The 23056-nt window shown below is 37.4% G+C and carries 30 protein-coding genes; 3 read left to right on the forward strand and 27 right to left on the reverse strand.

The window, feature by feature from the left end:
- Positions 1 to 17 precede the first annotated feature (17 nt).
- The 27 genes from GQ590_RS03355 to GQ590_RS03485 form a co-directional block, all read right to left on the reverse strand.
- Complete coding sequence (locus tag GQ590_RS03355; RefSeq protein ID WP_160406570.1) at positions 18 to 824, reverse strand: phage BR0599 family protein; 807 nt, start codon at positions 822 to 824, stop codon at positions 18 to 20.
- Positions 805 to 1995, reverse strand: a complete 1191-nt coding sequence (locus GQ590_RS03360) for a phage tail protein (RefSeq protein WP_160406574.1) — start codon at positions 1993 to 1995, stop codon at positions 805 to 807. Before GQ590_RS03360 ends, GQ590_RS03355 begins: the two co-directional genes overlap by 20 nt.
- Positions 1992 to 5135 (reverse strand): phage tail length tape measure family protein, encoded by a 3144-nt coding sequence (locus tag GQ590_RS03365; RefSeq protein WP_160406577.1) that lies wholly within the window; start codon positions 5133 to 5135, stop codon positions 1992 to 1994. Before GQ590_RS03365 ends, GQ590_RS03360 begins: the two co-directional genes overlap by 4 nt.
- A 214-nt stretch (positions 5136 to 5349) precedes the next feature.
- Entirely contained in the window at positions 5350 to 5766 is a 417-nt protein-coding gene (locus GQ590_RS03370) for a DUF6631 family protein (protein ID WP_160406580.1), read from the reverse strand.
- A 72-nt stretch (positions 5767 to 5838) separates the two neighbouring features.
- On the reverse strand, positions 5839 to 6600 hold the full coding sequence (locus tag GQ590_RS03375) for a hypothetical protein (RefSeq protein WP_160406582.1): 762 nt from the start codon (positions 6598 to 6600) through the stop codon (positions 5839 to 5841).
- A 19-nt stretch (positions 6601 to 6619) separates the two neighbouring features.
- Entirely contained in the window at positions 6620 to 7069 is a 450-nt protein-coding gene (locus tag GQ590_RS03380; protein WP_065635990.1) for a hypothetical protein, read from the reverse strand.
- Complete coding sequence (locus GQ590_RS03385) at positions 7066 to 7587, reverse strand: gp436 family protein (protein WP_160406585.1); 522 nt, start codon at positions 7585 to 7587, stop codon at positions 7066 to 7068. The genes GQ590_RS03380 and GQ590_RS03385 overlap by 4 nt, the downstream gene beginning before the upstream one ends.
- A gap of 51 nt (positions 7588 to 7638) precedes the next feature.
- Positions 7639 to 8565 (reverse strand): phage capsid protein, encoded by a 927-nt coding sequence (locus GQ590_RS03390; protein WP_160406588.1) that lies wholly within the window; start codon positions 8563 to 8565, stop codon positions 7639 to 7641.
- A 63-nt stretch (positions 8566 to 8628) separates the two neighbouring features.
- On the reverse strand, positions 8629 to 8988 hold the full coding sequence (locus tag GQ590_RS03395; RefSeq protein ID WP_160406593.1) for a DUF2190 domain-containing protein: 360 nt from the start codon (positions 8986 to 8988) through the stop codon (positions 8629 to 8631).
- A 65-nt stretch (positions 8989 to 9053) separates the two neighbouring features.
- Entirely contained in the window at positions 9054 to 10130 is a 1077-nt protein-coding gene (locus tag GQ590_RS03400; protein WP_160406596.1) for a peptidase, read from the reverse strand.
- Positions 10131 to 10361: 231 nt separating this feature from the next.
- The gene (locus tag GQ590_RS03405; protein WP_160406599.1) at positions 10362 to 10844 is read right to left on the reverse strand and encodes a phage virion morphogenesis protein; all 483 of its coding nucleotides are present in this window, start codon (positions 10842 to 10844) and stop codon (positions 10362 to 10364) included.
- A gap of 94 nt (positions 10845 to 10938) precedes the next feature.
- Positions 10939 to 12165, reverse strand: coding sequence for a PBECR2 nuclease fold domain-containing protein (locus GQ590_RS03410; protein WP_160406602.1), 1227 nt, complete (start codon positions 12163 to 12165; stop codon positions 10939 to 10941).
- Positions 12158 to 13648 carry a DUF935 domain-containing protein gene (locus GQ590_RS03415; protein WP_091123311.1) on the reverse strand — a complete coding sequence of 497 codons (1491 nt, stop codon included), beginning with the start codon at positions 13646 to 13648 and terminating at the stop codon, positions 12158 to 12160. Before GQ590_RS03415 ends, GQ590_RS03410 begins: the two co-directional genes overlap by 8 nt.
- Entirely contained in the window at positions 13648 to 15039 is a 1392-nt protein-coding gene (locus tag GQ590_RS03420; protein WP_202112854.1) for a terminase family protein, read from the reverse strand. Before GQ590_RS03420 ends, GQ590_RS03415 begins: the two co-directional genes overlap by 1 nt.
- Entirely contained in the window at positions 15036 to 15581 is a 546-nt protein-coding gene (locus tag GQ590_RS03425) for a phage protein Gp27 family protein (RefSeq protein ID WP_160406606.1), read from the reverse strand. The genes GQ590_RS03420 and GQ590_RS03425 overlap by 4 nt, the downstream gene beginning before the upstream one ends.
- Before the next feature lie 2 nt (positions 15582 to 15583).
- On the reverse strand, positions 15584 to 15880 hold the full coding sequence (locus tag GQ590_RS03430) for a hypothetical protein (protein WP_065588008.1): 297 nt from the start codon (positions 15878 to 15880) through the stop codon (positions 15584 to 15586).
- A 6-nt stretch (positions 15881 to 15886) separates the two neighbouring features.
- Complete coding sequence (locus tag GQ590_RS03435) at positions 15887 to 16189, reverse strand: DUF2730 family protein (RefSeq protein ID WP_065574282.1); 303 nt, start codon at positions 16187 to 16189, stop codon at positions 15887 to 15889.
- Complete coding sequence (locus tag GQ590_RS03440) at positions 16186 to 16386, reverse strand: TraR/DksA C4-type zinc finger protein (RefSeq protein ID WP_160406608.1); 201 nt, start codon at positions 16384 to 16386, stop codon at positions 16186 to 16188. The genes GQ590_RS03435 and GQ590_RS03440 overlap by 4 nt, the downstream gene beginning before the upstream one ends.
- Before the next feature lie 104 nt (positions 16387 to 16490).
- A complete protein-coding gene (locus GQ590_RS03445) occupies positions 16491 to 16958 on the reverse strand; it encodes a hypothetical protein (protein ID WP_160406613.1) in 468 nt (155 codons plus the stop codon).
- On the reverse strand, positions 16951 to 17544 hold the full coding sequence (locus GQ590_RS03450; RefSeq protein ID WP_368669148.1) for a transglycosylase SLT domain-containing protein: 594 nt from the start codon (positions 17542 to 17544) through the stop codon (positions 16951 to 16953). Before GQ590_RS03450 ends, GQ590_RS03445 begins: the two co-directional genes overlap by 8 nt.
- Before the next feature lie 32 nt (positions 17545 to 17576).
- Complete coding sequence (locus tag GQ590_RS03455; RefSeq protein ID WP_160406619.1) at positions 17577 to 17984, reverse strand: putative holin; 408 nt, start codon at positions 17982 to 17984, stop codon at positions 17577 to 17579.
- Positions 17985 to 18076: 92 nt separating this feature from the next.
- Positions 18077 to 18619, reverse strand: a complete 543-nt coding sequence (locus GQ590_RS03460; RefSeq protein ID WP_202112855.1) for a hypothetical protein — start codon at positions 18617 to 18619, stop codon at positions 18077 to 18079.
- 2 nt (positions 18620 to 18621) lie between these two features.
- The gene (locus GQ590_RS03465) at positions 18622 to 19638 is read right to left on the reverse strand and encodes a hypothetical protein (RefSeq protein WP_160406622.1); all 1017 of its coding nucleotides are present in this window, start codon (positions 19636 to 19638) and stop codon (positions 18622 to 18624) included.
- A gap of 31 nt (positions 19639 to 19669) precedes the next feature.
- Positions 19670 to 20008 carry a hypothetical protein gene (locus tag GQ590_RS03470; protein WP_160406625.1) on the reverse strand — a complete coding sequence of 113 codons (339 nt, stop codon included), beginning with the start codon at positions 20006 to 20008 and terminating at the stop codon, positions 19670 to 19672.
- A 30-nt stretch (positions 20009 to 20038) separates the two neighbouring features.
- Positions 20039 to 20425 (reverse strand): hypothetical protein, encoded by a 387-nt coding sequence (locus GQ590_RS03475; RefSeq protein WP_160406628.1) that lies wholly within the window; start codon positions 20423 to 20425, stop codon positions 20039 to 20041.
- Positions 20426 to 20434: 9 nt separating this feature from the next.
- Positions 20435 to 21019 carry a hypothetical protein gene (locus GQ590_RS03480; protein ID WP_160406630.1) on the reverse strand — a complete coding sequence of 195 codons (585 nt, stop codon included), beginning with the start codon at positions 21017 to 21019 and terminating at the stop codon, positions 20435 to 20437.
- Positions 21016 to 21423 carry a helix-turn-helix domain-containing protein gene (locus GQ590_RS03485; RefSeq protein ID WP_160406632.1) on the reverse strand — a complete coding sequence of 136 codons (408 nt, stop codon included), beginning with the start codon at positions 21421 to 21423 and terminating at the stop codon, positions 21016 to 21018. Before GQ590_RS03485 ends, GQ590_RS03480 begins: the two co-directional genes overlap by 4 nt.
- A gap of 93 nt (positions 21424 to 21516) precedes the next feature.
- Here GQ590_RS03485 and GQ590_RS03490 point away from each other — a divergent pair, with 93 nt between their 5' ends.
- Genes GQ590_RS03490 through GQ590_RS03500 form a run of 3 tightly spaced genes read left to right on the forward strand, consistent with a single transcriptional unit; the run spans position 21517 to position 23054 of the window.
- Positions 21517 to 21708 (forward strand): DNA-binding protein, encoded by a 192-nt coding sequence (locus GQ590_RS03490; protein ID WP_065567015.1) that lies wholly within the window; start codon positions 21517 to 21519, stop codon positions 21706 to 21708.
- 45 nt (positions 21709 to 21753) lie between these two features.
- Complete coding sequence (locus GQ590_RS03495; RefSeq protein WP_160406635.1) at positions 21754 to 22062, forward strand: helix-turn-helix domain-containing protein; 309 nt, start codon at positions 21754 to 21756, stop codon at positions 22060 to 22062.
- 5 nt (positions 22063 to 22067) lie between these two features.
- Complete coding sequence (locus tag GQ590_RS03500) at positions 22068 to 23054, forward strand: hypothetical protein (RefSeq protein ID WP_160406638.1); 987 nt, start codon at positions 22068 to 22070, stop codon at positions 23052 to 23054.
- The last annotated feature ends 2 nt before the right edge of the window (positions 23055 to 23056 follow it).

Consider the following 23056-nt stretch of genomic DNA (forward strand, 5'->3'; position numbering starts at 1 on the left):
AATAAAATTCCTCCAAATTAAAAAAGCTTAACGATTGTGAACGGTGAAATGCCCGGAATGTGGGGTTGTCCACCATAATTGAGATGATTATTAAATTTTTCATTGCAGGTTTTGATGGTTTTATTGCATCCGGGATATAAATTAATACGCATCCCTTTACTTAATCCTTGAGTACCACCAAGAACACCAATCACGTTATTAACATGTGCTTTCAATCCACGCAGTTCTTGAATACCATCGATATAAAATTCCATGTATCCACCAGAAAAATGACCTGATGCGATGTTCGATAGATTCAATGTGATATTTGCCCCATCGAGCGCAATAATTTCGATATTCGCGGCTTTATAGTTTTCTTGTCGAATCCGGCAATTGTGGTCATAAAGGGCATATGGGCACGAACGCCCATAAGTTAGTCTTAAACCACTTCGTTCAAACGAACTTGCAACACTTGCCGTAATTAATTTTGCTTTTTCAATTGATTCACGTTTAACTTCTTGGATTTTTCCGACCCAGATAACTTTAAATTCATTATTATTTTCGTGTAACTGATACATTTTGATTACAACGGGTTTGGTTGGCGGTACGCCACGAAATAAACGAACTACGTCCGACGTTGACGGCAATGTAATTTCTAGGCTATTACCGGTGCCTATACTGAGTCCTGTATTACTGATTACTTCACTTATCCACATCACACCATTAAAATCAATATTTCTATCAGCATTGGTATAGCGATAATATTTTTGTTCATTACGAATAAATTCATATAACGTTAATGGTTTACCGTTATTTGTTGAATACTCAAATTGATTCCAACTCATCGCGTACTCCTCTAAAACTACAAGTTATATTAGCTAGTCCATCGGCATCGGTTACATGTTTCCAGCTAACTGCATCGCTATTTAAACGGCATAATGTTAAAAATGAAACAGAAAGAATATCGTCAGCATTTACATTAATGGGTTCATTCAGTAGTAAACGCTCAATCTCATCAGAAACGATAGCAACAAGTTCAATACGACGATATAGCTCATTGCCATTACATAAATTGATAACCAAATCTTTTCGACTAGGCATTAATCCAATTTCATTAAATCCTGTGTTTTCAACTTCAAGAACTCGACCATCAACAGCTAGAACATTAAAATCGCTCGCTTGGCTTGATACCCAAATATTTTTTTGACAACCATTAAGATAATAAAATAATTGACGTAATTGCATTTGCTCATTTCGCTCAGTTAGAAACCAACGAAACTCTTGCACAAAGAATGGTAAACGGGCGGTGTCTAATCTTTTTGGAATTCCAGAACCATTATCTAATTCAAGCAAAACACGCTCATATCGACCTTTTAACGATTCAGACCAATCAGGGTGCATAGTTAACACAGGAAAATGTCGATAAACTGGTAAGTGTGAAATATCGTTACCAAAAGCGTTATGTTCGCTAATTCTGAAACGAATCTGAGCGGAAAGTAGATCATCATTATGACGTGTAAGTTCTGGGGCATCTGTTAATACAGCTAATCGAATAGGATAAATACATGCACCGGCCAAAAACTTAGCTTTAACTGGATTAACTAATGTGATTGAATCTGTGCCTATCGCTGCGACTTCAAATAATGCTGTTTGATTAACATTGTTAATCTCACTTTTAATTAGTACTTTATTGCCGACTACAAAATTACGACCTACCGTGCTGCACGGCAGAACTATAGCACCTGTATTAACCGCATCATTCAGATAGGTAACATCAGTATAAATAGGAAAATACCAAGAATTTCCGCCAACAAATGCCAATCTATTTTCAAATCTGGCACGTTCATTACCATTAATTAGAATTGAAAATTCAAACGTTCGACGCGGTGATAATCGCCGAGCAATGCGTTGCTCTGCGCCACTGTACGATTGCAAAATATCGGTTTTCCATTCCAGTATTTCAGTTATGCCATTAGTCCAATCTGGTTCAGCTTGCCATAAAAATATGTTTTTCATGATAACACCTGCTTTAACGTTGGTGCATTAGCATGAATCCACGTCATTAATGCCCTTGAACCATCAACAGAACTAATACCAGACTTCATCATTTCACCGCTATCAAGAACCAGAGTTTGTTGAATGACAGGAGCCGACTGAGCTTGATTTGTTGCGCGTGATGTTAAATTTTCATCATATATATTTGGTGCCTTCGGACTGCTGGCATTTGAAGCTAAACCACCAGTTGCGTAACGATGTAATCGTCCCGTGTTGATTGCATGAAGATAATCAACCCCATATTTTTTAACGGATTCCGCTTTAACAACATATTCTCCGTTAGATAGTTTTGCCGGAATCGAGTCAGACGTTGATGTTCCGGCTCCGGTTATATAACCACCTGTTGCAGCAGCTACTGCTGCCGCGCCTATAGCAGAACTGCCCGCATTTGCACCAGCACTAGCACTTGATGCTGAAATCATTGCTGCACTAATAATTTCACCTGCTGTTGTTCCGGCTGTAATCATTGATGCCGAAATCGTTTCTGCCCCAATACCTGCTGACATAGAAATAGAATCACCCATTAATCCAGCACCAGTTGCCGAACTGGTTGCAATTGCTGTTTCCATCAGTCCTGCTGAAGCAGCAGCATCAGTGGCAGCACCAAATAACGAACTACCTAAATTTGATAGTCCATTCATTGCCATATCTGCTAAACCTTTTGTCGCAACTTGCGCCATCGACGATAAAATACTTTGCGCTAGATTTTTTAGTGCATCTTTTAATTCAAAGGTACCTTTAGCCAAACTATCTAAACTACCTTGAATGCCACTTTGCAATCCGTTTTTAAATGCATTAGTAAGTGCATCTGTGGTTTTATTTAGTTCTGCAATTTGTAGTTGTAATGTTGCCAACGCTTTTTGGGCATTTTCGCCAGCTTGTCCGGGTAATTCAGTCATAGCTTGCAAAGTAGGTAAATATTTGGCAAGTTCTTGCGCTGTTTGCTTGTGCAAATCAATTAACTGGCTTTGCGCTTCAACTTGTGTAATTAACCCACTTGTTACTTGTGCTTGAATACTCTGTTCTTTCGTTGATTGACGTGATTGTACCTGTTGAATTTTAGTGATAATTTCATTTAAATTCGCTTCAGCTTTTTTAAGGGGTAAAATTTGGTCGATTAAATCGATACCTTCTTTATTTCCCATTTTCTTAAACTGGGCTAATAGATTGTTATACCATTGTTCAACTGTGTCATCACTCGCCTTTGTACCAAGTAATAGTTCATTTAATTGTTGCTGCAACGCTAGATTGGTTTTGTCATTTGTTAATGAAAAATCAGTTTTTTTGTTATGTTTTGCTGCATTTTTAGCGTCAACTTGTTTCGCTAGTGCAATGGCTCGGTCTTTTTCTGCTTGTGATGCATTTTTATACTGCCCTTCATTGATTTCATGCATCACTCGTTGCAGTTCTGTTGTCAGTTTTAGTGATTTTTCAACCCCTTTATTGTATTCAAGAATACCTTTATCAGTAATATTTTTAACATCTTTATCATATTGACCCCCTGAAAATGATTTACCGTCTTTTGATTTAACCCCTTGAGCCTGTAAATCTTTACGACCTTTTTCATTGGCCCAAAGTGCTTCATATTTTTTACGTAATTCATCAACCGCTTTAGCTTGTTTTTCGGCATCGCTTGCATTTTGTTTATGAAGCTCGTCAAGTTCTTTTTGGGCATTGATTGCTTTTTCATTAATGACATCGGTGTCATGCTTTTCTTGTGCTTCTTTTTGAAGCTTATCTCGTTGAGCATATTTTTCTTGTAATGCTTTATCATCATTCTTATTGTATGGAATAGATACTGATCCAGGAACAATGTAAAAACCTCTTTTTTTTGCTTTCTCCATTCTTTCAATATCTTCTTCTAGGCTTGATAATCCTAAATCAAACTTAAGCTCTTTCTTTAACTCATTACCTAGAACACTAACCCCATTTTTGAAGCGTCGCCATGCATCTTCTAACCAATTGAGCTGTTCTTTCATCTTATTAGCGCTGACTTCCATCTCTGAAGCATATTTATCTGTAGCGATTGCAATAGCTTCTTCGGTTCTACCTTGTTCTTCTAACGCGCTTATACGCTGATAAGTAGCCAGATCTAAAAAGTGATATTGTTTATTACTTTCAACAGCCCAGCTAGTGACCGAATTTTCAATACCTTTAAATGATTGAACGGCGTCTTGGGCACTTTTTCCTGTCACTTGTGCCATATATGCTGATGCTGTAGCAATGTTTTCAATCGATTTTGCTGATAATCTCCCCTCTGATGTCAGTTCAGCAATAACACCACGTGTTTCACTGTAGTTATGATTAATTTTACCGATACGTTGAGACATGGCCTCAAGCCCTCCTGCGGTAGCACCGGCATAATTACCCGTTGAAATTAATGCACGATTAAATCGCTCTTGTTCTGAAATTATCGTACTTATCACTTGTGACATTTTGTAAGCTGCAGCAATAAATACACCGGCAGAAATAGCAGCAGCCCCAAATAATGAAGGTAACTTTCCTGTCATATTGGCAATTGAAAATAATGAGTTACTAATGCCATTAAAATTACCCGTAGCGAGCTGTTTTGACATCATAAAAAAAGTTCGGTGGGCAGATTTGGTATTAAATACCAATCTTTTAGTCCCCTCATTTAGTGTTTCAACCGTTGATAATGCAGCACGTTGATTGTTGATTTTTCCAAGATAATCATCAAACGTATCAGTATCAATCACGCCCGCTTTTTTGGATTTCCTTAATTTGCTTTCTAGCTCATCTAAACGACTTAGACCTTTTGTAGCAGGATCAATACTAGCAAGTAATTTGTCTAAACCTTGGCGCAGTTTTTCAACTTCTTTTTTATGCGCTTCAGCTGCTTTAGCGGCAATACTTTGTGCTTTAGCTTGTTTTTCAGCAGCAGAGGCAGCTTGCGCACCACGGTTCATTGCCTCAGTTTGTGCCGTATAAACATCTTTGATGCTTTGAGCACTTTTTTTGTTAGCATCTTGAGCAACATTTGCTGACTCTTTCAGTTCAGCATTTAATTGACTGATATTATCTTTTGCTCTATTCACATCAGCAGTGAACTTCATTGCAATATTCATATCGTTATTAGCCATTATTATTGCTCTCCGCGTAACTGTTTTACAAACTTTGTAACTTGTTTACCACTATAAAAGCCAACACAAACATCCTCAATTCGGTTAGCTCGTTCTCGGTTTTGTAACTTAATTAATTCATCGTAATACAGCAGTAATTGGCGTTGCGTATAATGCGGTAACTGCTGTGGTTCATGTCCATTTTTAATTAATAGTGTAAAAACCTCGCTCCAGCTTACTGATTTGCCTGTTTTGCAGCGTTTTGCCGAATGATTTTGCGACTTACCGCGTTCATAAAAAAATGAGAATTAACAACCCACCACCAATCAAGTAATTGCAAACCATCTTCATATGACAACGCTTCAATAAACGAAATCGGTTTTTGAATGGATGTACTGATTAATGAATAAACTAGCTCTAGGTTATTCATAATGATTGAATCTGCTTGCTCAATAGTTATTTTGTTTGTACCGTTCATTTCATTCACAATTAATGCAACAAACTGGTCAATTTCGTTACCGATTGTTAGTGCATCTTTAAATGAATATTCACGTACTGTAATTGTTTCACCAGCTAGCACGATCTCACGATTCGGCATTAATGTTGCTAAATCATTTGATTCTTCTTTTGTTGCTGTCACTTTTTCTGCCATGTTATTTACCTACTAATAAAATTAGAGAGTTGAATAATTAGCGGTGACACATCACCGCATAATAAAATAAATTTATTTCGCCTTTTGAACGTATGAGCCAAAATAACCAAGCGAACTATCCTTGTTTTGACTCATATCAGCCAAAACCGTGGCAGTAAGTGGTAATTCACCGTATCCCTCATTGTGTAGTAACGAGAAGTTAGAAATTGGATTGAATTTAACGCGGAATAGCTCCACAATTACATGTTCATTTTCACGGTCAGTATTGATACCATCGAGCATAAACCAACGTTCTGGTGGCTGGCGTGTAAAAATCCCCAAGCTTTCAGTCTTAGCGTATGAATAATCTACCGTTGCGGTTAATGCCGTTGTAGTTAATAATTTAATTAATCCTGCATGGGCTGATTCGATTTCATAATCCGTGCCTAATACTAATATGGTTCCATCAGCAATTTTTAACTCAACATCGGCAACAAATGGATGGGCTAATTTGATGCGGTCACCAATTACCAGACTTTCAGGTAATTTTTCATCAGTGACAATACCCGCATCAACAGTAATTTTTTCACCATAAAGCGCTAACGCAATGTTTTCGATTGACCAATCTTTTAACGTAAGATTTAACGTACCACTTTTACCCAGTGTTAATTCACCAACTTGTAGACGTTGTCCTGTATATGATTCATTTTGCGTAACTGTCTCAACACTTAACTCCATCTCGCAAGAGTCAGCGGTACCCACATGCCGAAAGGCATTAGGTCGAACGGGTGAACTTGCGGTATTACGTGTGGCAAGGTTAATCGTACCCTGAAGACTCATTAATAAATCTGACATATCTTTCTCCTAAAACTATTTATCGGCTACCAATAAAATGCTGGGTTTGAAATGAATCAATCCAAACAAGTACGCCGTTTTGAAAACCTAACGTTTGCCCACCAACCCATGTGACTGGACGAACTCCATCAATAAACTGAACTGTTTTACCAATCAACAAATCACGCACCGCACCTATAACGGGGTTTGCTAGCTGTTTAACATTTTGAATATTGGTTGCTTGACTTGAAATATCACGTGCAACAACCACAACACCAAAATTAACACTTACTGACTGCCGTGTTCCTGTTGGCTTATCATTCGGCGTTTCCTTACCAAGCAAAACGTAAGCAGCAGGTGTTGGCGCCGATGTTAAATCAGTCAGCTTGCTGTATTCAGCACTGGTACCAACAAACACTAAGGTTTTATCGGGCATTAAACCTTTTAATTTTTCAGCAACAACTGACACATCAAATGGTGCGCTACTCATCGTCCAAAATCCCGTAATGTGTTCATATCAAATACTCTTACCGGTCCAGTCTGTTTTGGTACACCACCTGCCACAGGCAAAGCGTCATCAATACCAAGCGAATATTTACCTTCAGCTACCATTTTTAAAAAGCCCAGAACTTGTTTGTAATCACGCACGATAGGATCGCTTTTTTCATCAGAAACACGATTGCGATGCAATTTGTAACGAACAATAATGCGTGCCCAATCTGTCAATAATCGAGGCACAACAGTTAATGGCAGCTTATGCCCACGCTGACGCAAAAAACCATTGATTTCAGCTTCCGAATCGTTGATTGACTCAGTAATGCGCGAAATCGTTGCATGAGCCGCAGCCACATCATCCGTCGACCAGGAAGACGTATCTTGTTCATGAATAATTGCACTAAGTAAATTACTCGAAACAGGGATCTCACCATCTTGAGCAACTGTTTGCGACAGTTCAATAAGACCCGGGCGCTCAGCGAGGTTAAGCAATGTAATATATGGAACATTCATCTTATCTCCCTCAAACCAACAATAATTTATTGTTGGTTTTAGTTCACATTATTAGCCATTTGCTGGAATAACATTTTCAAACAGATAGCCCGCATCCTTAGCTACAACTAACTCTTTGACTGACTCACCAACTCGAACACGTTGACCGCCACGTAAACCGATATCAGGATCAACAATCGAACCCGAAACACGATCTTTAAATTGGGCTGTAAAGCCAAATGTAACACCACCTTTAGTATTTGCTAATTTATTGCGAACGGTGAAACTAGCTTTATTGCCCCATGCACGTAATAGGGTTGGTGATTTACCTGGTTTTGCACTATTTAGGAATGCATCACCAATATAAATCGCTTCTAACTCTAATAAGTCAGCTAAAAAACCGAGCGGGACAAGACCGTTTTCACCGGCATTTCCATGATATGCAGCAACAATTTTGGGATGACGACGTAATATTGTTGCAACTCGACGACCTAGTGTGCCGATATTAGGTCGCACAATCATTGAATCAAAAGCGTCTGTAATTAAACCAATCGGATCACTTTTATCCTTATTCCACTGTTGCGCTTCTGTTAACTTTTGGGTGTTGGTGTAGTTACTTGCATTAAACAGTACATTAGCAGCACGAACCTCACGATCTAACAAAATTAAATCAGTCGTTGCTTCGACTGCATGACCGAGCGGGTTATGTCCTGTGATTGCAGTATCAATATCGTCTTGTGGTACGGGGCTATCTAGTCCATAATCAGTCACTGAACTTTCTTGCTCTTTGGCGCCAAATTCAACTTGATTCGGTTGTGACGTCCGCCCAACTTTAGTATCTGGGAGCGTAAATCGCTCTGAAAAATCGTACTCCAACCATTTAAAAGACGTGCTAGAAACAGGCACACGGGGCAAAACCTCATCGGCAATTAGCTTATTATTACGGTAAGCGATAGCAATTGCAGTCAACTGCGGTTCAACGGGAAAAGGGCGTTGCATATAAAACTCCTATTTATTAAAACGTGTTTATTAAAGGTCATAGACCATTAGTTAAATAAAAGGCTAAGCTTGTTTGCTTGGTGCAATCCAAATAGTGCCTAATTCATCGGCATTACCCACAACTTCGGCATAGCCAATAATAAAATCACCTGGCATTGCTTTTTTAGCTCGACCATCGGCATTTGCTGTGATTGGATCACCAATTGCAATTGCTTCGCTATAAAAAACTTGTGCCAACCCACTGCGCACAACATCAAATACTTCACCGTCACCACCACCCACAATTGTTGATACACCGATTAATAATACGGTACCGTCAATCGCTTGTTTTGCTAGACCATCTTCACTACCATGACAGACAATCACGCGTGGTTTGACTTCGCCTTCAGCGGTTTTTGCTACTGTTAATCCTGGAATATTCATATAAAAACCTTTTGGTTAAAATTAAAATGATGCTGATATTGATAATCAGCCTGTAATTAATGCTCTTATTTTTTAGCTTTGGTTACATGCGTAACTGCTTGGCTAATTGAAATTGTATTGCCTTTGTCTGCCTGTTCTTTTTGATAGGCTTTGGCTGCATCAGCAATGACTTTTGGATCTTGTTTATCAACGTTATCTTCACTATCACTAGCAGCTGATTTTTCAGCAAAGTTCATAAAAGCAGGACGTTCTGAAAGTACTTTTTTGATTAAATCAACTGGGGAACTGTTAACAGTTGCATCACCTTCAGCAAATGAAATTGGTTCACTACCCAACGCCATAAATACTTCAACAACTGTAGTTTTATGAGCAGGTAATAATTTTCCATCTTTAACTAATTCATCAGCAAATGATGCAAATTCTGCCCGTCTGTTAGTTTGTTCTTTTTCTAGCAATGCTTGTTCACGTTTGGCTAGTTCAGCATTCTTAGCGTCAATTGCTGCTTGTTGTTCGGCAAAGCTAGCGTCTAAAGGTTGAGGCATTTTTTCTTTCTCCTTTTGTTTTCTGTCGGATATTGCACGCAATGATTCTAGGCGCCATTGCGGTAAAAATAAGTCAGCACTGGCAATGCCTTCTTTCTCAATCAAGAGGTCACGCAGGTTAGACAAAATTGAAATCAAATTCTCATCAAATTCTTCATCAGCCATAGAGAATTCAACAGCACCTTGCTCGCCGCCAGATTCGGCAAAACTAACATCAGGCAAACCTTTAATAGCAGGAGCTGCTGCACCTAAAAAACCAATATGCCGAGCATAATAATGACCAGGTTTAGGATTGCCAGGTGAATCGGGTAAATAAATTGAAAGTGAACGTTTTTTATAACTGCCCGCATTATAGGCTTCAGCAAATTCTGGATTAATCTGATCTAACTTGGCATAAACCAAACCATCTTTTACTTCAAATGATTTTGCCCATGCGTAAGCCGGAGCTGTTAGTTTTGGATGGCCAATTACTGCAGGCGCCTCAGATAAACTTGGATCGTAGCTTTCTGCTAAATCAATACAATTTTCTAAAGTAAAAGTGATTTTTCGACCATCTACCGCAGTATGCGTACCAGGTTTAAAAACGGGAATAAGTGCCATAAAAAATGCTCCAATAAATTGATATAGAGCATCATGACTTATTTTGAGAAAAGGATAATCTGAACGCGGGCAGATAATTTTTTAATGATTTGGAAAGAGGAACGGCAAAATAATAGAAGAAATATACACTAAAAACTTATTATAAAGCATTTACAACACGATTAAAGCGATTCGTAAATAAACTAATTAGCCTTTTTTAGTAAAGTGGCTTAAAACGCGTTATATTGCGTTTTAAGCAAAACCCAAGTGCTCACGCACAACATCGACCAATAGTAATTTATCTTGGGCGCTAATGCCAAGCCATGGTCTTGCTGGAATTACCACTTTCTTTACAGGACGTCCTCCCACATTTAATGCATTGCCCTTAACTGGTTTAATTGTACCGCCGAAATGATGGATAGCGCCATAGATTAAGTTCGTACCAAACAACAAAGTATTGCCTTCAATCTGCCAATGCAACGTACTTCTTAGATTACCATCTAGCGTTAAAATTTTATCTTTTTGTTTGGGTTTTGAGTCTTTATACCAAGGAGATAGTTCTTTCCACGGTACACCATCGGGCGATTCTTGGGCATTAAAGCGTGCTTCATGAATATCAAGTAATACTTCGCCCATATGACTAAATAAACTTTGAGTATCATTTATGGCCGCTTCAATATGAAGCATAGCATCAAGCGCATCTTGTATATTAAACTCAATATTTACGCCAGTCATTTTTTCACCTATACTATTTTGAATGTAAGTAAGCAGCTTCTGCCAAAGCCTCAAATCCTTACTTATGCACCTCAATTATGGCAGTGATTGAGGTTTATCGTTTAAACACTCGAACACCGACCCGAAGCTGTTCTAAATATTCAGGGTTATCTGGCGCAAATGTTGTTACACCTAACCAACCATCATCACCCACTTCAAATACCGCAAGCATGGGCTTAACTTCACCATCAATCATAAAACGCGAGATATAGCGACGACGAACCACCGATTTTTGTAGATGATCAAAGTATTCCATTCTCGTCCAAATTTCATCCGGCTGCTTTAATGAATCAGCTAGTAATAATAAAAATTGCTCACGACCACGTTTTGTAACTTTCAATTCACCAGTTTTGCTAACAGTGAAAAGCTGTTTACCGATTACTAATGCATCACCGGCTACATCTTTAAAAATAGCTGGCTTAGTTAACGTTGCGCCAAATTCATTTAAGAAAATATTGGCATAATCTGCTTCAGTTAGGCCTTTTTCTAACAGTCTATTTTTACTTACTTCACGGATAGCTGGCCATTCATCAGTTGCTTTGCTTGATGGTAAACCTCGTTTTAAAGTTGGATCTGTATCTAATGGATTTGGTACAAAATTATCAAGTCTTGATTGCCCGGGAATATGTTCAAAACTAGGGTCAATTCCTTCAGGTACTCGAACTATTCTAGGATTACCGCTATTTTCACCAATCACTCTATCAACCCAATTTATTGTTGGTGCTTTGTCAGGTTGGTTTTTTCCCATTCTTTTTAGATCACCAGTAGTACGCCCACGAACACGACATTGACAACCATAGCCATTGGGTGGAAAGTGAGTATTCCACCAAGGATCATTAAAATCTAATACCAGATGATCCCAACTTTGATGAAGTTCACGAGGGTGTTCAACATAATCACTATGCAAATATTCCATGTATGGAAACTTAGCATCACGTAATTGCTGGTAGCGTCCAGCTTGATAAGATGAATTTAAATTTGTTTCATAGATGATACGAGTACGCCAGTTAAAACCGCCGTTATAACTCCAACCATGACGTTCTACTATCTCAGCAAAGTCTTTACGGAACTCATCCAGTGTTGTGCCTTGGCTAATTGCTTTATCAATAGCTGCACGAAAATCATTTAGTAATGCATTACGATTAGCACCCGCCACAACAAAGGCATAATCATGCTCATTATTGTAGATATCTACATAGCTGTTTGTGGGCACATTTGCTTTACGTCTGAAGAATTCAATTTGCTCTTTAAATGGCAACGAGCCATATGCGACATTAACCATTTTTGCTATCCTCAAGTAGTTCTGTGCGACCTGCTAAATTAGCTGCTGTTAATGCTTCAGCCATGACCTTTGCATATTTATCTAATTGCATATCGGGAATTAGCTCAAATAACTTATCACGTAATTCTTCTAATGATTGAACATTATCAACCAGTTCTTTAATTTGATTAATCCATTGGTCGGTAACTGGTTGCATTTCCGTATTTAAATGATTTGATTGCAACACGGGTGCAAAGGTATTCGGTTGCTGTTCGGCAAAATCAACGTTTTTTAAAGATTGCGCATCAATCGGCTCTGCTAGTTGCGGTTTTTCTTCCCATTCACCACCATAAGTATCCTGTACATGCGAAAGAGTTGGACGGAAACCAGTGGATTCAATAATATTTTTATCACGTTCTGACATTGATTTTAAATCTTCTGGTTCATCAAAAATACGTGAAACCTGAGGAACAGCAGCACCGGGAAAATTCATCTGTGTAAACCAAGTACCTGGTCCTCGATTCCAACTCTCGCACATTACATCAGAATCTGATTTTGCAATTGAACTTAATACCGCAGCTTGGAGTGATTCATCACCACCGATTGAGCTTGATGCACCACCTGAGGAAGTAATTTGTCCAACGGTTACACGCCTAATTGCTTCGTTCATTGAGTCGTAAAACGCTTTGTAATCGCCTGCGCCTGAGCGTGCTATTTGTAGCAATTCAAGCGTCATGCCATCTGGCATGATGATGCCTGAATCGGTCTGAATTGCACGAGTGAGTGACAGTAAGTCCCGTTTTTGTTCAGGTGTTGCACCTGTACTATATTTGCCCACTGCCGTTGGCATGCCGAATTTTTCCAGAAAAATTAGCCAGAACTTAATATCATTGCGTTTAAAAAAGCTTGGCCAGTAAAGCCAATGAGCCAAGCCTAGGCCATACGGTTCATCATCATGATCGGCACCAGTTGCATAATGCCAAAAGTACGGTGCATCACAAGCAACACCTTCATGCATATTATTGGGCGTTAATAAGCGCAGTTCACCCATTGGAGTAAACCGAAAACGACGGCGATCACGAACTTTGATATCATCAATCCAATATAGATTATCTTTGATGCCATAAATTAACTCCGCCACAGCATAACCGTAAAAAACACCGTAGTGCATTAGTTTAGTCACTCGGTCAAACCCAACCGATTTTAATAACTCGCTCATTGCATCAGCTGCTTCAATATCAATCGGTTTATCGCCTCCGGGTTCCACTTTCCACTCACGAGATATAACAGCATCTTGACGCTGAGTAAATGCCGATTTCACTTCATCATCATTTAAAACTTCTTTGTAAATATCTAAACGACCGCCACCCCGATTACGAAGAACACTATCATCTGGCAGCGCTAGCGAACCAACAAACAATTTAGTAATATCATTATTTTCACCTGTGCCTGCCAGCTCTCGTCCTGTTTCAACATGTGGCTTTTTGCCTTTAAACCATAACATTAAATAAATCCTCCAAAATCGTTACCGCCCCGTACTGTGCCAAAGCCTGTATCAGTTGTTTCCAGTTCTGAGCTACCCGAATATTGATTCAATGAACGGTAAGAATCACGATATCCAAGTGACTGATATTCAATTTCATACCTATCTTGGCTAGCTGCATTAATTGCAAGAAAGGCAGCCCAAGTTCTATCAGCATGACCATTACTATCAGAATCAGCAACAAAACGCGGTTGCCCCGTTGCGCCAGTCACTTTTTTCAACTTATGCAAATCAGCACGAAGTGCATTATTGCCAGCGGGAATACGAATTTTTCTATCTTGAAATGCTTGTTTACCTTGTGTTGCTAATGTTAATTTATTGGGAGCGGTAAATAGCACACCTTCAACGACCATTTCACCATAGCGCCGTTTAGCATCCTCAACAGGTTTTTCCCCCATACCTGTTTGGTCCATACAGATACGAATAATACGATAACGTCTAAAAACATCATCAAGCAGTAAATCTTGTTCGGCAAAAGAGATTCGCTTCCTCTCAATAATTTCACGAGTCCAAAGAACATCGCCCACTTGTTCAATGACCCAAATAACAAATAGGTCATTACGTGTAGCAATATCAACGCCAACAAAACAAGGATTGCCTGTATAGTGTTCAGGAACTCCCGCTTTTTCATCTTCGACACTGGTTATTAAATCAAAATCAAGCCAACTGCTGGCTTCATCAAGCCACTTGAGTTCAAACTCTTGTGCCCATAAATCATCATCACCGGCACCTTTGCGTAATTCCTCAATATTTCGAGGTAACCCATCATTAACGCATTGATAAATATCCGCTACATGGCGTGACCAACCATCATCTTTACCAGTCATCAGTTCATAGAACTTATTACCTTTACCATTGGGGGTGCTAATGACTCGCAATTTTAATCCGGGCTTTGAAATAACAGGGAACAAGGCTTTCCAAATAGCACGGCTATCTTGATGAAAGGCAAATTCATCCAGTAAAACACTAGCACTAAAACCACGAGCGGTGTCTGGATTGGCAGGTAAAGCAGTAATTTTACTGCCACCGGGTAATTCAACTTCTAACGCTCGAATATTGGCATCCCAATCATAATCGAGTTCTTTAAAACCTGCGGACATTGCACGCAGATGAACTTTAACCCCCTCATTCATGGCTTCACGTGCTTGACGTTCACCACGTGATAAAATCACCCAACGCGCACGTTTCCCCTGAGCTTCAGCTCGCAAACAGTCGAGCACAATTTGTAATGTACTGGTAAAGGTTTTACCACATTGCCGAGAAAACATAGCAATAGCAAAACGGCTAGTGTCGTTTACCCACTGTTTTTGATAGTCATAGAGTTTTAAGGCTGGTTCATTTTTTACTGTCATAAGTCATACGCCGCTTTAATTACTTTAGCTAACATTTCAGCTGGTACTTCGCCTGTTTTTTCTAGCTCATCCAGTTTTTCTTTTTGTTCACGCAATAACTTTTCACGTGCTGCTTTTTCGATTTCCTGCCTCTCTTTAAAGCTTAATTGCCTTGCTTGCATGGCCTCTTTAGCGGCTTTCGCTAAAAAACTAATTTCCTTGATAGTGATATCTTCCGATTCATGTGCCTTAAATGCGGCACGCGTTGCCAGCGTTGTAACAGCCTGAGCAAGTAGTGCTCCTGATTTATCATCAACACTGTCACCAAGTTCATCAACCAAAATACGTGATGCTGTTTCAATTTCACGTAAGCTATTGGTCATTTCATTAAATCCCTTCTGATATCGATGCAAACTGCTTCTGCTAGGAGTTTCACTGCTTGGGAATTTTTGTTGCAGTTCTGCAATCATTTCATCAAGAGTAAGTTGATCTGCTCGTAATAGTTTCTCAATATAACTACGTACCTCAGGCTCTAGTTTGTGGATCGTTGATTTACGTCCCATAATTAAGCTCCTGCGCTTGGTCGTTTTACACCAGGCACAACAACTTTACCGGTAGCCACATCAGCACCAAAATCGGTTAAACGTGCAACAATAACACTACCGATTGTTTCGGTTTTAATTAAGTCTTGTTGTCCAAGCCAACTTAAATGGGTTTTAACTTGATCACGACTAATAGCGTGGCCATAGTGATCTAACGCACTATAGATAATGCTAGAATTACTGCTATAACTTGGCATTTCATATAAGATACGCAAAATAACCAAACGTTGATCTTCTTTTAAAAATTCAGCGTAGCTCATAATTCCTCACTTGTTCTTTAATAAAAATTGGTTAATGTTATCTAATTGACGAGATAATCCTGAAAGCCGATCAGATAACTGATTTAAAGTAGCTTCATTGCTACTTAATTTTTCAATCAATTTGGTTACCTGATGCTGAGTTGGTAATGACTTAACCGTCTCTTCAACTTGTGTTACTCGAATACGTAAGTCTAGTAGCTCTTTTTGGCTAGCCGATTGACGACCAATTAACCATGAGTAAACGCCAACCACCGCCATTACAGCCCATTGCAGAAACTGCCAGTTAAAGGTAAGTTCATTAAAATTCATCGTTTATTCCTTTTTTCTTTTATCGAAGCACATTCAATACATAAATCAGTCACTAATGCTTTTCGACGTTCTTCAGCTATCAGCTCTTCACAGATTCGACAATACAAACTTGATACTCCTGCCTTTGCTTGATGTTTTGCTAGTATTCGTTCCCGTGCTTCCATTTCTACAGTTGATGCTAAATCAGCGTTGTCCATTGTTTACCTCGTTAATATATTTTATTAGTTCAATAAATCGACCTGAGCACTGCCCATATTGGTCATAAAGCTGTTTTAAGGCTTCAGCTAAACCATCCGCCGTATTATTTCGTCGTTTTACGGGTAATTCGCATGGTACCGTCAGTTGTGCTGGTAAAACCATGGGTTGTTGCTTGAGCGGCATTTGCACGGGCTGAGTCGATGAACCGCAAGACACTATCATCAAACACGCAATAACTGCGATCATTAGCCGTTTTGTTAAGTGCATCTTGTAATGCTTGATTTGATTGTTCATCATATAATTTCCTTTCTACTATCTGCCGTGACAATGAATAACTTGCATCATTAGCGGCTTTAGCTAATTGCTTTGTACTCTCAATAAATTGACTTAACGTATCCATTGCTTGTTGTGCTTCTAAAGCAATATATTCTTGTTTGGCCATTGATCTGCCATGACTGACACCTAATCGGTAAAGCGAACCCAAACCCACAATCAAAATTATTCCCAACAAAAAATAACTTTTATTGTTCACAAAAAAGCTTTTGATTAATTTGTATATATTTTTAATCATCACAAACTCCTAAACCCCAATTTTCAGCAATGTAAACAGGTTGCCAACGGTAGATAATGCGAATCGGATAATCACGGTTTTCTTTAAAATTAATGCTTTTACGACCGCCATTAATATTTTCAACAACGCCCCAATAGTGAGTAGCATCTTGGTATTCTCGTTTTGCTCGTTGACGATCGCGATTCACCCAACCAAGCCCACCGTTATATGCTGAGAGCGTGAATCCCCACTTGTCACAATCACTAGCTGTTTCATTTATACGTTGATATAACCAATAATCATATTGAACTAAAGCACGCAGTGCCCAAGATGGGTTATACGGTTCGTTGCTACCCAATGATTTAGGATAAGCCCCTGCAATCCAATCAGCCGTAGTTGGCATAAACTGAGCCAAACCTTGAGCACCCACATGTGATTTTGCGTTTACTTTCCATCTTGATTCCTGATGAATTTGAGCTGCAAACAATGAAACAGGTGCATCAAGACCAAAAATTGCACGTGCATTACGTGTCAGTTCCCGTTGATGTTGCTTAGCATCATTTGGTACAACTGCTATAGCAGGCGCTAAATGACAACTAAACAGCATAAATACAATGATTAAGGTTAAGTAACGCATGACTATAATCCAAGTGTTACGCCAAGAATCACAGCGGAAACAATTAACGCCCGACGAATCAGAACAACCGCAAAAATCATCCGATAAGGTTCTAATACAGGGTATTCGGCTAAGTAATTGGCATTTGATTTGTCATACAATCTACCATCTTTTATGTATTTAATTTGATAGAAGTTTTTACCATCTTTTTTCCAATCAGTACAAAGATAACTACCTGGAGAAGAATAAGGAAAAAGAGCACGGTCAAGGTGATAACCAACAACAGCAGAAAGTAAAACAAGAGATAGTTTATAAGCTACAACGGGCAACTGTTGAGGTGAGAGTAATGTAATAATTGCAAATAAAGTAATAGCGACTAAATACCATTTAAACAAACGAATTTGGGATAATTTTTTGATAGGGTGTTTCATAAAAAAACCTCATAATTAATTAGATTAATGTATGAGGTTATTATGATCTTACTTACTTGAAATGTAATTTGAACGGGGGCAGATTATTTGCCCTAGTTCAAATTATTTTTGTCTGATTTTTGAGTTAGTACAAATAAATCATCTAAAGTTTTTTTTTCTTCATTTTCTTCGTCTGATTTTGTTTTAATCATATCAGCAGGAATTAAGGTTAATATTATGGTCCAAAGTTGCCATATAGTTAGCATAACAAGTATAAAATAAGAGATGCCTCTTGCTACATCTTTGCTATCTTGAATAAAACTAAACTGTTTTATAATCGGTGCAAGTATTCCTATCACTAAAATAACGCACAGAATCACAGTAGAATTAATTGCAGGATGCAATAATTTTCCAATATTACTATTAGAACTCGTTTTTTTTTCTGTAGGTTTAAATGTAAATTTGAGACGTTCTGGGTAAATGATTGCTAGCCATGCCCCAACTACAGCAAAAATAATTGATGCTGTTGTTCTAAGGGCTTCAAACAAAGGCCATTGTTCAGAAAAAGGAATGTTTTTCCCATAACAATATCCTAATACTCCAAACACAGTTGCAATAATGATAAGGATGCTTTTAATTATATAAGCTTTTTTCATTTTTAAATTTTATTAAGTATAGTGTCTCGGTGTAAATTCAATTGTTCCAATAATGAGTATGGTTCAACTATTTCACTATTTTGCCATATAACATCTAAATCTGCATCCGCTTTTATTAATGATTTACTTAGCCATAATATACTATTACTATCACCTTTCATGCTAAACCCATAGTCATTCCAACCATTTTGTTTCAAATTTTTCCACTCTTTTATCATAGACTTAACATCTTTTTTAGTTAAAAGTTTTGGAATAAATTCATACTTCATTTTCACGTCTTGTGTGCGTTTATTTTCATATGAATCTCCTAATCCAATTTTTCTCAATCCAGTTTGCCACCATTTTTTATCAATGGTTTGAGTTAATTTTAAGGTATCTTTAAAATACACTTTTCCTATTCTTGATGCGTTATTGATGATTTTATCCATTTCAGCTGATTTTTGAGCTCTAAATGTTCTAAATTTGGGGTATAGTTTTTCGGGTTGAGCATTAGGAGGTGCATATCCAAGAATTTCTCCAGAATTAGGATCTTTATGAACAAAGGAAGATATCCTCTCAAGAGCTGCTTCAATGTATGCTCTCATTGCTCCTTGTCCAGTATTAGTTCTATTTCGGAATTTTATAGATGCAAACATATTTTTTTCAGGAATAAACCAAAAATAAGTAGGAAACCCCGGTATTGAACCAGACCTAACTGAATTCAATACTACAGTAGGATTTGCAACAGTCGAACTACCCACGATAGAGGCTACTTTTGAATTAGTTGAGGGTACTTCATTCCACATAACTAATAGCCAATCTTTACTAGTTTTAGAAGGAATAGATTTAAATAAATATACAGGTAAGCGGTCATTAACTGGTTCATAAAGTTTAGTCTTAATAATACTTTTAGGTTGTCCCCACTTTTGAATATCACTAAGAATTTCTTCTATTGAACCATATTTAGGCTTAGGATTGTTATATTTATAATAACCACAATTATGAATTCTATAAAACTCAAATTTAACCAATTCCTGCATAATTTATCATCCTTATTCAATAATTAATCAATTATTTCTCAACCACTTCACTATCACATTTCTTTGTTGACCAAAGATCGTTTAATTGAGTTGAACGCCTATTTGCACTCTTCAAAGCTGCGTTTTTTTCAATAACATTGCCAACCCCAAAATCACCTAAAAAGGATAGAACGGAACGACCATCAAATTTACTTTCTTTGTCAACATGTTCTATAAAACCTTGAACTTTTGCTTTTTCTAGTGCTATTTCACGGCAAGTCATGGTGTCTTTTTCATATTGAGTTAATTCTCCCTGACGACCGTAATTTTTAGTAGCACAGCCAGTTAAACCTAAAGCTAAACATAAAATTAGTAAATTTAATTTATTCATACTCAACCCTATTTATTTAAATATTCAATATTAACCATCAATAATCTTCATTTTCTCAATAACTTCAAACCTATCTGTGTTTGTTAAATGGCTAACTTCTTCAACACCACCTTGGGATAAAAGTAATCCACTTATTTCAGATGGATTTTTGTAGATTGCAAATTCATATTCTTGATAACCAGTAAACGCACCATACCCATTTTTAGTATTAATAAATACAATATAAACAGTTACATCATGACCATCTATTTTTCCTTGCATATAGCCTTTAAATATATATTGCGCACTATCTGGATCTTTCAGTTTACCCATCATATAGTTTTTTATTTTTTCCTCATATTCAGGATGAGAATTGCAACCAACTAATAAAAAAACGCTAAATATAATTGAAGTACAAAATAACCATAAATTTTTCATCTTTAATCTTTAGAAAATAATCGCACCCAAAATAAAACCCACGGCAAATATTGCTAACGTGGGTTTTATTTGAGTTCTGAATAAAGTTATTGTTTGGTTATATAAATTTTGATTATTTAATTTCTCTAAATTAGAAAGTTCTTCAACATAATTTAATACATTTTGTAGCTGTATTTTATTAAGCCGTTTTAAATCTGAAGTACAAAATTGCCGCTTACTGTAATGATTCATCTTATCTTTTAATTCTTCTCTTTCATTAATTTCACAAAGAATCAAATGGATAAGCATTTTGCAAGATGCTTTTTCTTTAGCTGCCTCAAATTCATCAGTTAAAAATTTATCAGCAATAGGAAATTGTGAAACAGTTATTTCATTAATACTACAAACACCAAGAGTAGCGTGTAGTTTAAGCCATAGTTCTCGTGCCGTTAACTCCCCATAGTTTTCAATATCAGAAATTAAACTATTAAGGGATTTTCGTTGTGCAGGAACCAACGGGCGAGTATCTAATTCATCATCATTACTTGACGTAATATTATAAATATCTCTACCAGCTATTTGTTCTGCCGTATTATCCTGAAGTCTAACCGTCACTTTATTTTCCGCCTCCTAGTTGTATAAATATTTCCACCAGCAATTTGACCTTCACCTCGAATTGTATTATTCGAAATATTAACCCCTGCCTGCTGAGCCGTTCCTGCTGTTAATGCACCTAAGGCTGCCGCTTTAATTGCCAATGGTGCTGTTCTAAATTTGTCAATTAAATCTTGCTCATCAACAGATAAATTACTTGTTGTTCTAATACCAGTTACAACATATTGAACATCTAACCCAAAATTGGCTAATGTAGATAAATATAATGCATCAGGAAATCTCTCACCTTTTTCATAATTAAGTTGAGTTAATTTCTTTACATTAGCAATTTCTCCCATAGCAACTTGGCTAAGGCCCATACGTTCACGTTCTTCTTTTAGTCTCAATCCGATATTTTTTTGCATACTTTTTATCTTGACAGGTATAAATATTTATACCATAATTTAACACATAATTTATAAATCACTTATTAATAACTTATATCAAAGGAGCTAAAAATGTCTAAAGTTCTCACTCCCGAACAAGTTAAGCAACAATTTCAACAAAAAGGCAAAACTATCAAATCTTGGGCGATTGAAAATGGTTACCACCCCGTTGTTGTTTATAACGTTTTAAACGGTTTAAGCCGTGCTCATCGTGGTAAAACACACGATATAGCAGTAAAACTTGGCTTAAAACAAGCTTACTAATGCCGATTGTAACAGTTTTTCATATATAGAAAAAGGGCGAAAAACATGCATAGATCACAAATTTCAACGTCTGGCACTCGAATACTTAAGGTACTAAAAGCGCTTAAAGGTTATACGTTAACGGGTTTATCTAATGGCGATATCGCAAAGATGATTAATGAATCACCTGTTAATGTAACGCGTTCACTTCAAACACTAATCGAGGAAGGACTAGTAATTAAGTTAGATAATGGTTTGTTTGCTCATAGTGTGCAAATGTTGCAAATAGCCCAAGCGCATGCAATTCACATCACTAAAATGCAAGACCAAATAACAGAAATCAATCAGCGTATTACTGCTGGTTCAAGAGGATAACTAAAATGGCAAGACAAGCAAACAAAGCAAAAGACGAAATTGAACTACCTGCAATTGATGAGCAAGGGATTAATGATGCAATGAATACCCTGACTAAGATTCAAAGTGAATACAGTGATAAACGTGATTTAGTAAATCAAATTATTGGTGAACAAAGAATGGCGGAAGCTTTAGGTAAATTTTCGCTGACCGTCAGCACTTTTAAATTAAAAATAATCAAAGAAAACAAGCTATATAAATCATTAAGCGGTAAAAAAACTGCTGACGGTCAGCAGTTTTCAGGAACTTGGGAAGATTTTTGTCAATTAATTGGTAAATCAAGACCGCAAGTTGATGAAGATATTTTAAATTTAAATATTTTTGGTGAAGAAGCTCTTGATGGTATGTCTCAAATAGGTATCGGTTATCGTGAATTACGTCAATATCGCAAACTGACCGAAGACCAAAAAACAGCACTGATTGAAGTTGCTAAAGCAGGTGATAAAGAGGCATTAGTTGAATTGGCAGAAGAATTTATTGCTAAAAATACTAAAGAAAAAGAGCAACTCAAAAAAGAAAATAGTAATTTGCAAGCTGATTATAAAGCCCTGAGCAAGCGTAATGCTGATGTAACGAAAGAAAAGGAAGAATTAGCAATAAAACTAGCTCAATTTGAAATGAAAACCGTACCACTTGATGAGCGTTTAGTTAATGTCGAAAAAATAGTTGGAGACTCTTTATCGGATGTTAAATCCAAATTAGAAAATTTCCGTCAATTGATTGAAAATTTAGAAAAACTCCAATTTGAGATATTTGAAAATGATCCAAGTTATGATCCCGAACAACCATACTCATTGCCGGATTCTTTTGCTGTAAGTGTTCAAATGATTCATGGGGGCATTGGAACAATAAAAAAACAAGCCATTGCAATTGAAAAAGAATTAGCCAATAAATTTACGACAGAGCTTGGTTTAAATCTTGATGAATTTGAATTCATTATGGCTCAACGCTAATT

Source organism: Gilliamella sp. Lep-s35 (genome assembly GCF_009795845.1).
GTDB lineage: Bacteria > Pseudomonadota > Gammaproteobacteria > Enterobacterales > Orbaceae > Gilliamella.

Excerpts from the sequence above, each read along its gene's own strand:
- GQ590_RS03470 (WP_160406625.1), bottom strand. The coding sequence starts at position 20,008 with ATGAATAAATTAAATTTACTAATTTTATGTTTAGCTTTAGGTTTAACT.
- GQ590_RS03425 (WP_160406606.1), bottom strand. The coding sequence starts at position 15,581 with ATGGGACGTAAATCAACGATCCACAAACTAGAGCCTGAGGTACGTAGT.
- GQ590_RS03355 (WP_160406570.1), bottom strand. The coding sequence starts at position 824 with ATGAGTTGGAATCAATTTGAGTATTCAACAAATAACGGTAAACCATTA.
- GQ590_RS03395 (WP_160406593.1), bottom strand. The coding sequence starts at position 8,988 with ATGAATATTCCAGGATTAACAGTAGCAAAAACCGCTGAAGGCGAAGTC.
- GQ590_RS03440 (WP_160406608.1), bottom strand. The coding sequence starts at position 16,386 with ATGGACAACGCTGATTTAGCATCAACTGTAGAAATGGAAGCACGGGAA.
- GQ590_RS03475 (WP_160406628.1), bottom strand. The coding sequence starts at position 20,425 with ATGAAAAATTTATGGTTATTTTGTACTTCAATTATATTTAGCGTTTTT.
- GQ590_RS03435 (WP_065574282.1), bottom strand. The coding sequence starts at position 16,189 with ATGAATTTTAATGAACTTACCTTTAACTGGCAGTTTCTGCAATGGGCT.
- GQ590_RS03460 (WP_202112855.1), bottom strand. The coding sequence starts at position 18,619 with ATGAAAAAAGCTTATATAATTAAAAGCATCCTTATCATTATTGCAACT.
- GQ590_RS03490 (WP_065567015.1), top strand. The coding sequence starts at position 21,517 with ATGTCTAAAGTTCTCACTCCCGAACAAGTTAAGCAACAATTTCAACAA.
- GQ590_RS03400 (WP_160406596.1), bottom strand. The coding sequence starts at position 10,130 with ATGGCACTTATTCCCGTTTTTAAACCTGGTACGCATACTGCGGTAGAT.
- GQ590_RS03360 (WP_160406574.1), bottom strand. The coding sequence starts at position 1,995 with ATGAAAAACATATTTTTATGGCAAGCTGAACCAGATTGGACTAATGGC.
- GQ590_RS03365 (WP_160406577.1), bottom strand. The coding sequence starts at position 5,135 with ATGGCTAATAACGATATGAATATTGCAATGAAGTTCACTGCTGATGTG.
- GQ590_RS03385 (WP_160406585.1), bottom strand. The coding sequence starts at position 7,587 with ATGAATGTTCCATATATTACATTGCTTAACCTCGCTGAGCGCCCGGGT.
- GQ590_RS03485 (WP_160406632.1), bottom strand. The coding sequence starts at position 21,423 with ATGCAAAAAAATATCGGATTGAGACTAAAAGAAGAACGTGAACGTATG.
- GQ590_RS03390 (WP_160406588.1), bottom strand. The coding sequence starts at position 8,565 with ATGCAACGCCCTTTTCCCGTTGAACCGCAGTTGACTGCAATTGCTATC.
- GQ590_RS03445 (WP_160406613.1), bottom strand. The coding sequence starts at position 16,958 with ATGATTAAAAATATATACAAATTAATCAAAAGCTTTTTTGTGAACAAT.
- GQ590_RS03410 (WP_160406602.1), bottom strand. The coding sequence starts at position 12,165 with ATGGTTAATGTCGCATATGGCTCGTTGCCATTTAAAGAGCAAATTGAA.
- GQ590_RS03430 (WP_065588008.1), bottom strand. The coding sequence starts at position 15,880 with ATGAGCTACGCTGAATTTTTAAAAGAAGATCAACGTTTGGTTATTTTG.
- GQ590_RS03405 (WP_160406599.1), bottom strand. The coding sequence starts at position 10,844 with ATGACTGGCGTAAATATTGAGTTTAATATACAAGATGCGCTTGATGCT.
- GQ590_RS03495 (WP_160406635.1), top strand. The coding sequence starts at position 21,754 with ATGCATAGATCACAAATTTCAACGTCTGGCACTCGAATACTTAAGGTA.
- GQ590_RS03465 (WP_160406622.1), bottom strand. The coding sequence starts at position 19,638 with ATGCAGGAATTGGTTAAATTTGAGTTTTATAGAATTCATAATTGTGGT.
- GQ590_RS03370 (WP_160406580.1), bottom strand. The coding sequence starts at position 5,766 with ATGGCAGAAAAAGTGACAGCAACAAAAGAAGAATCAAATGATTTAGCA.
- GQ590_RS03380 (WP_065635990.1), bottom strand. The coding sequence starts at position 7,069 with ATGAGTAGCGCACCATTTGATGTGTCAGTTGTTGCTGAAAAATTAAAA.
- GQ590_RS03420 (WP_202112854.1), bottom strand. The coding sequence starts at position 15,039 with ATGACAGTAAAAAATGAACCAGCCTTAAAACTCTATGACTATCAAAAA.
- GQ590_RS03455 (WP_160406619.1), bottom strand. The coding sequence starts at position 17,984 with ATGAAACACCCTATCAAAAAATTATCCCAAATTCGTTTGTTTAAATGG.
- GQ590_RS03500 (WP_160406638.1), top strand. The coding sequence starts at position 22,068 with ATGGCAAGACAAGCAAACAAAGCAAAAGACGAAATTGAACTACCTGCA.
- GQ590_RS03415 (WP_091123311.1), bottom strand. The coding sequence starts at position 13,648 with ATGTTATGGTTTAAAGGCAAAAAGCCACATGTTGAAACAGGACGAGAG.
- GQ590_RS03450 (WP_368669148.1), bottom strand. The coding sequence starts at position 17,544 with ATGCTGTTTAGTTGTCATTTAGCGCCTGCTATAGCAGTTGTACCAAAT.
- GQ590_RS03375 (WP_160406582.1), bottom strand. The coding sequence starts at position 6,600 with ATGTCAGATTTATTAATGAGTCTTCAGGGTACGATTAACCTTGCCACA.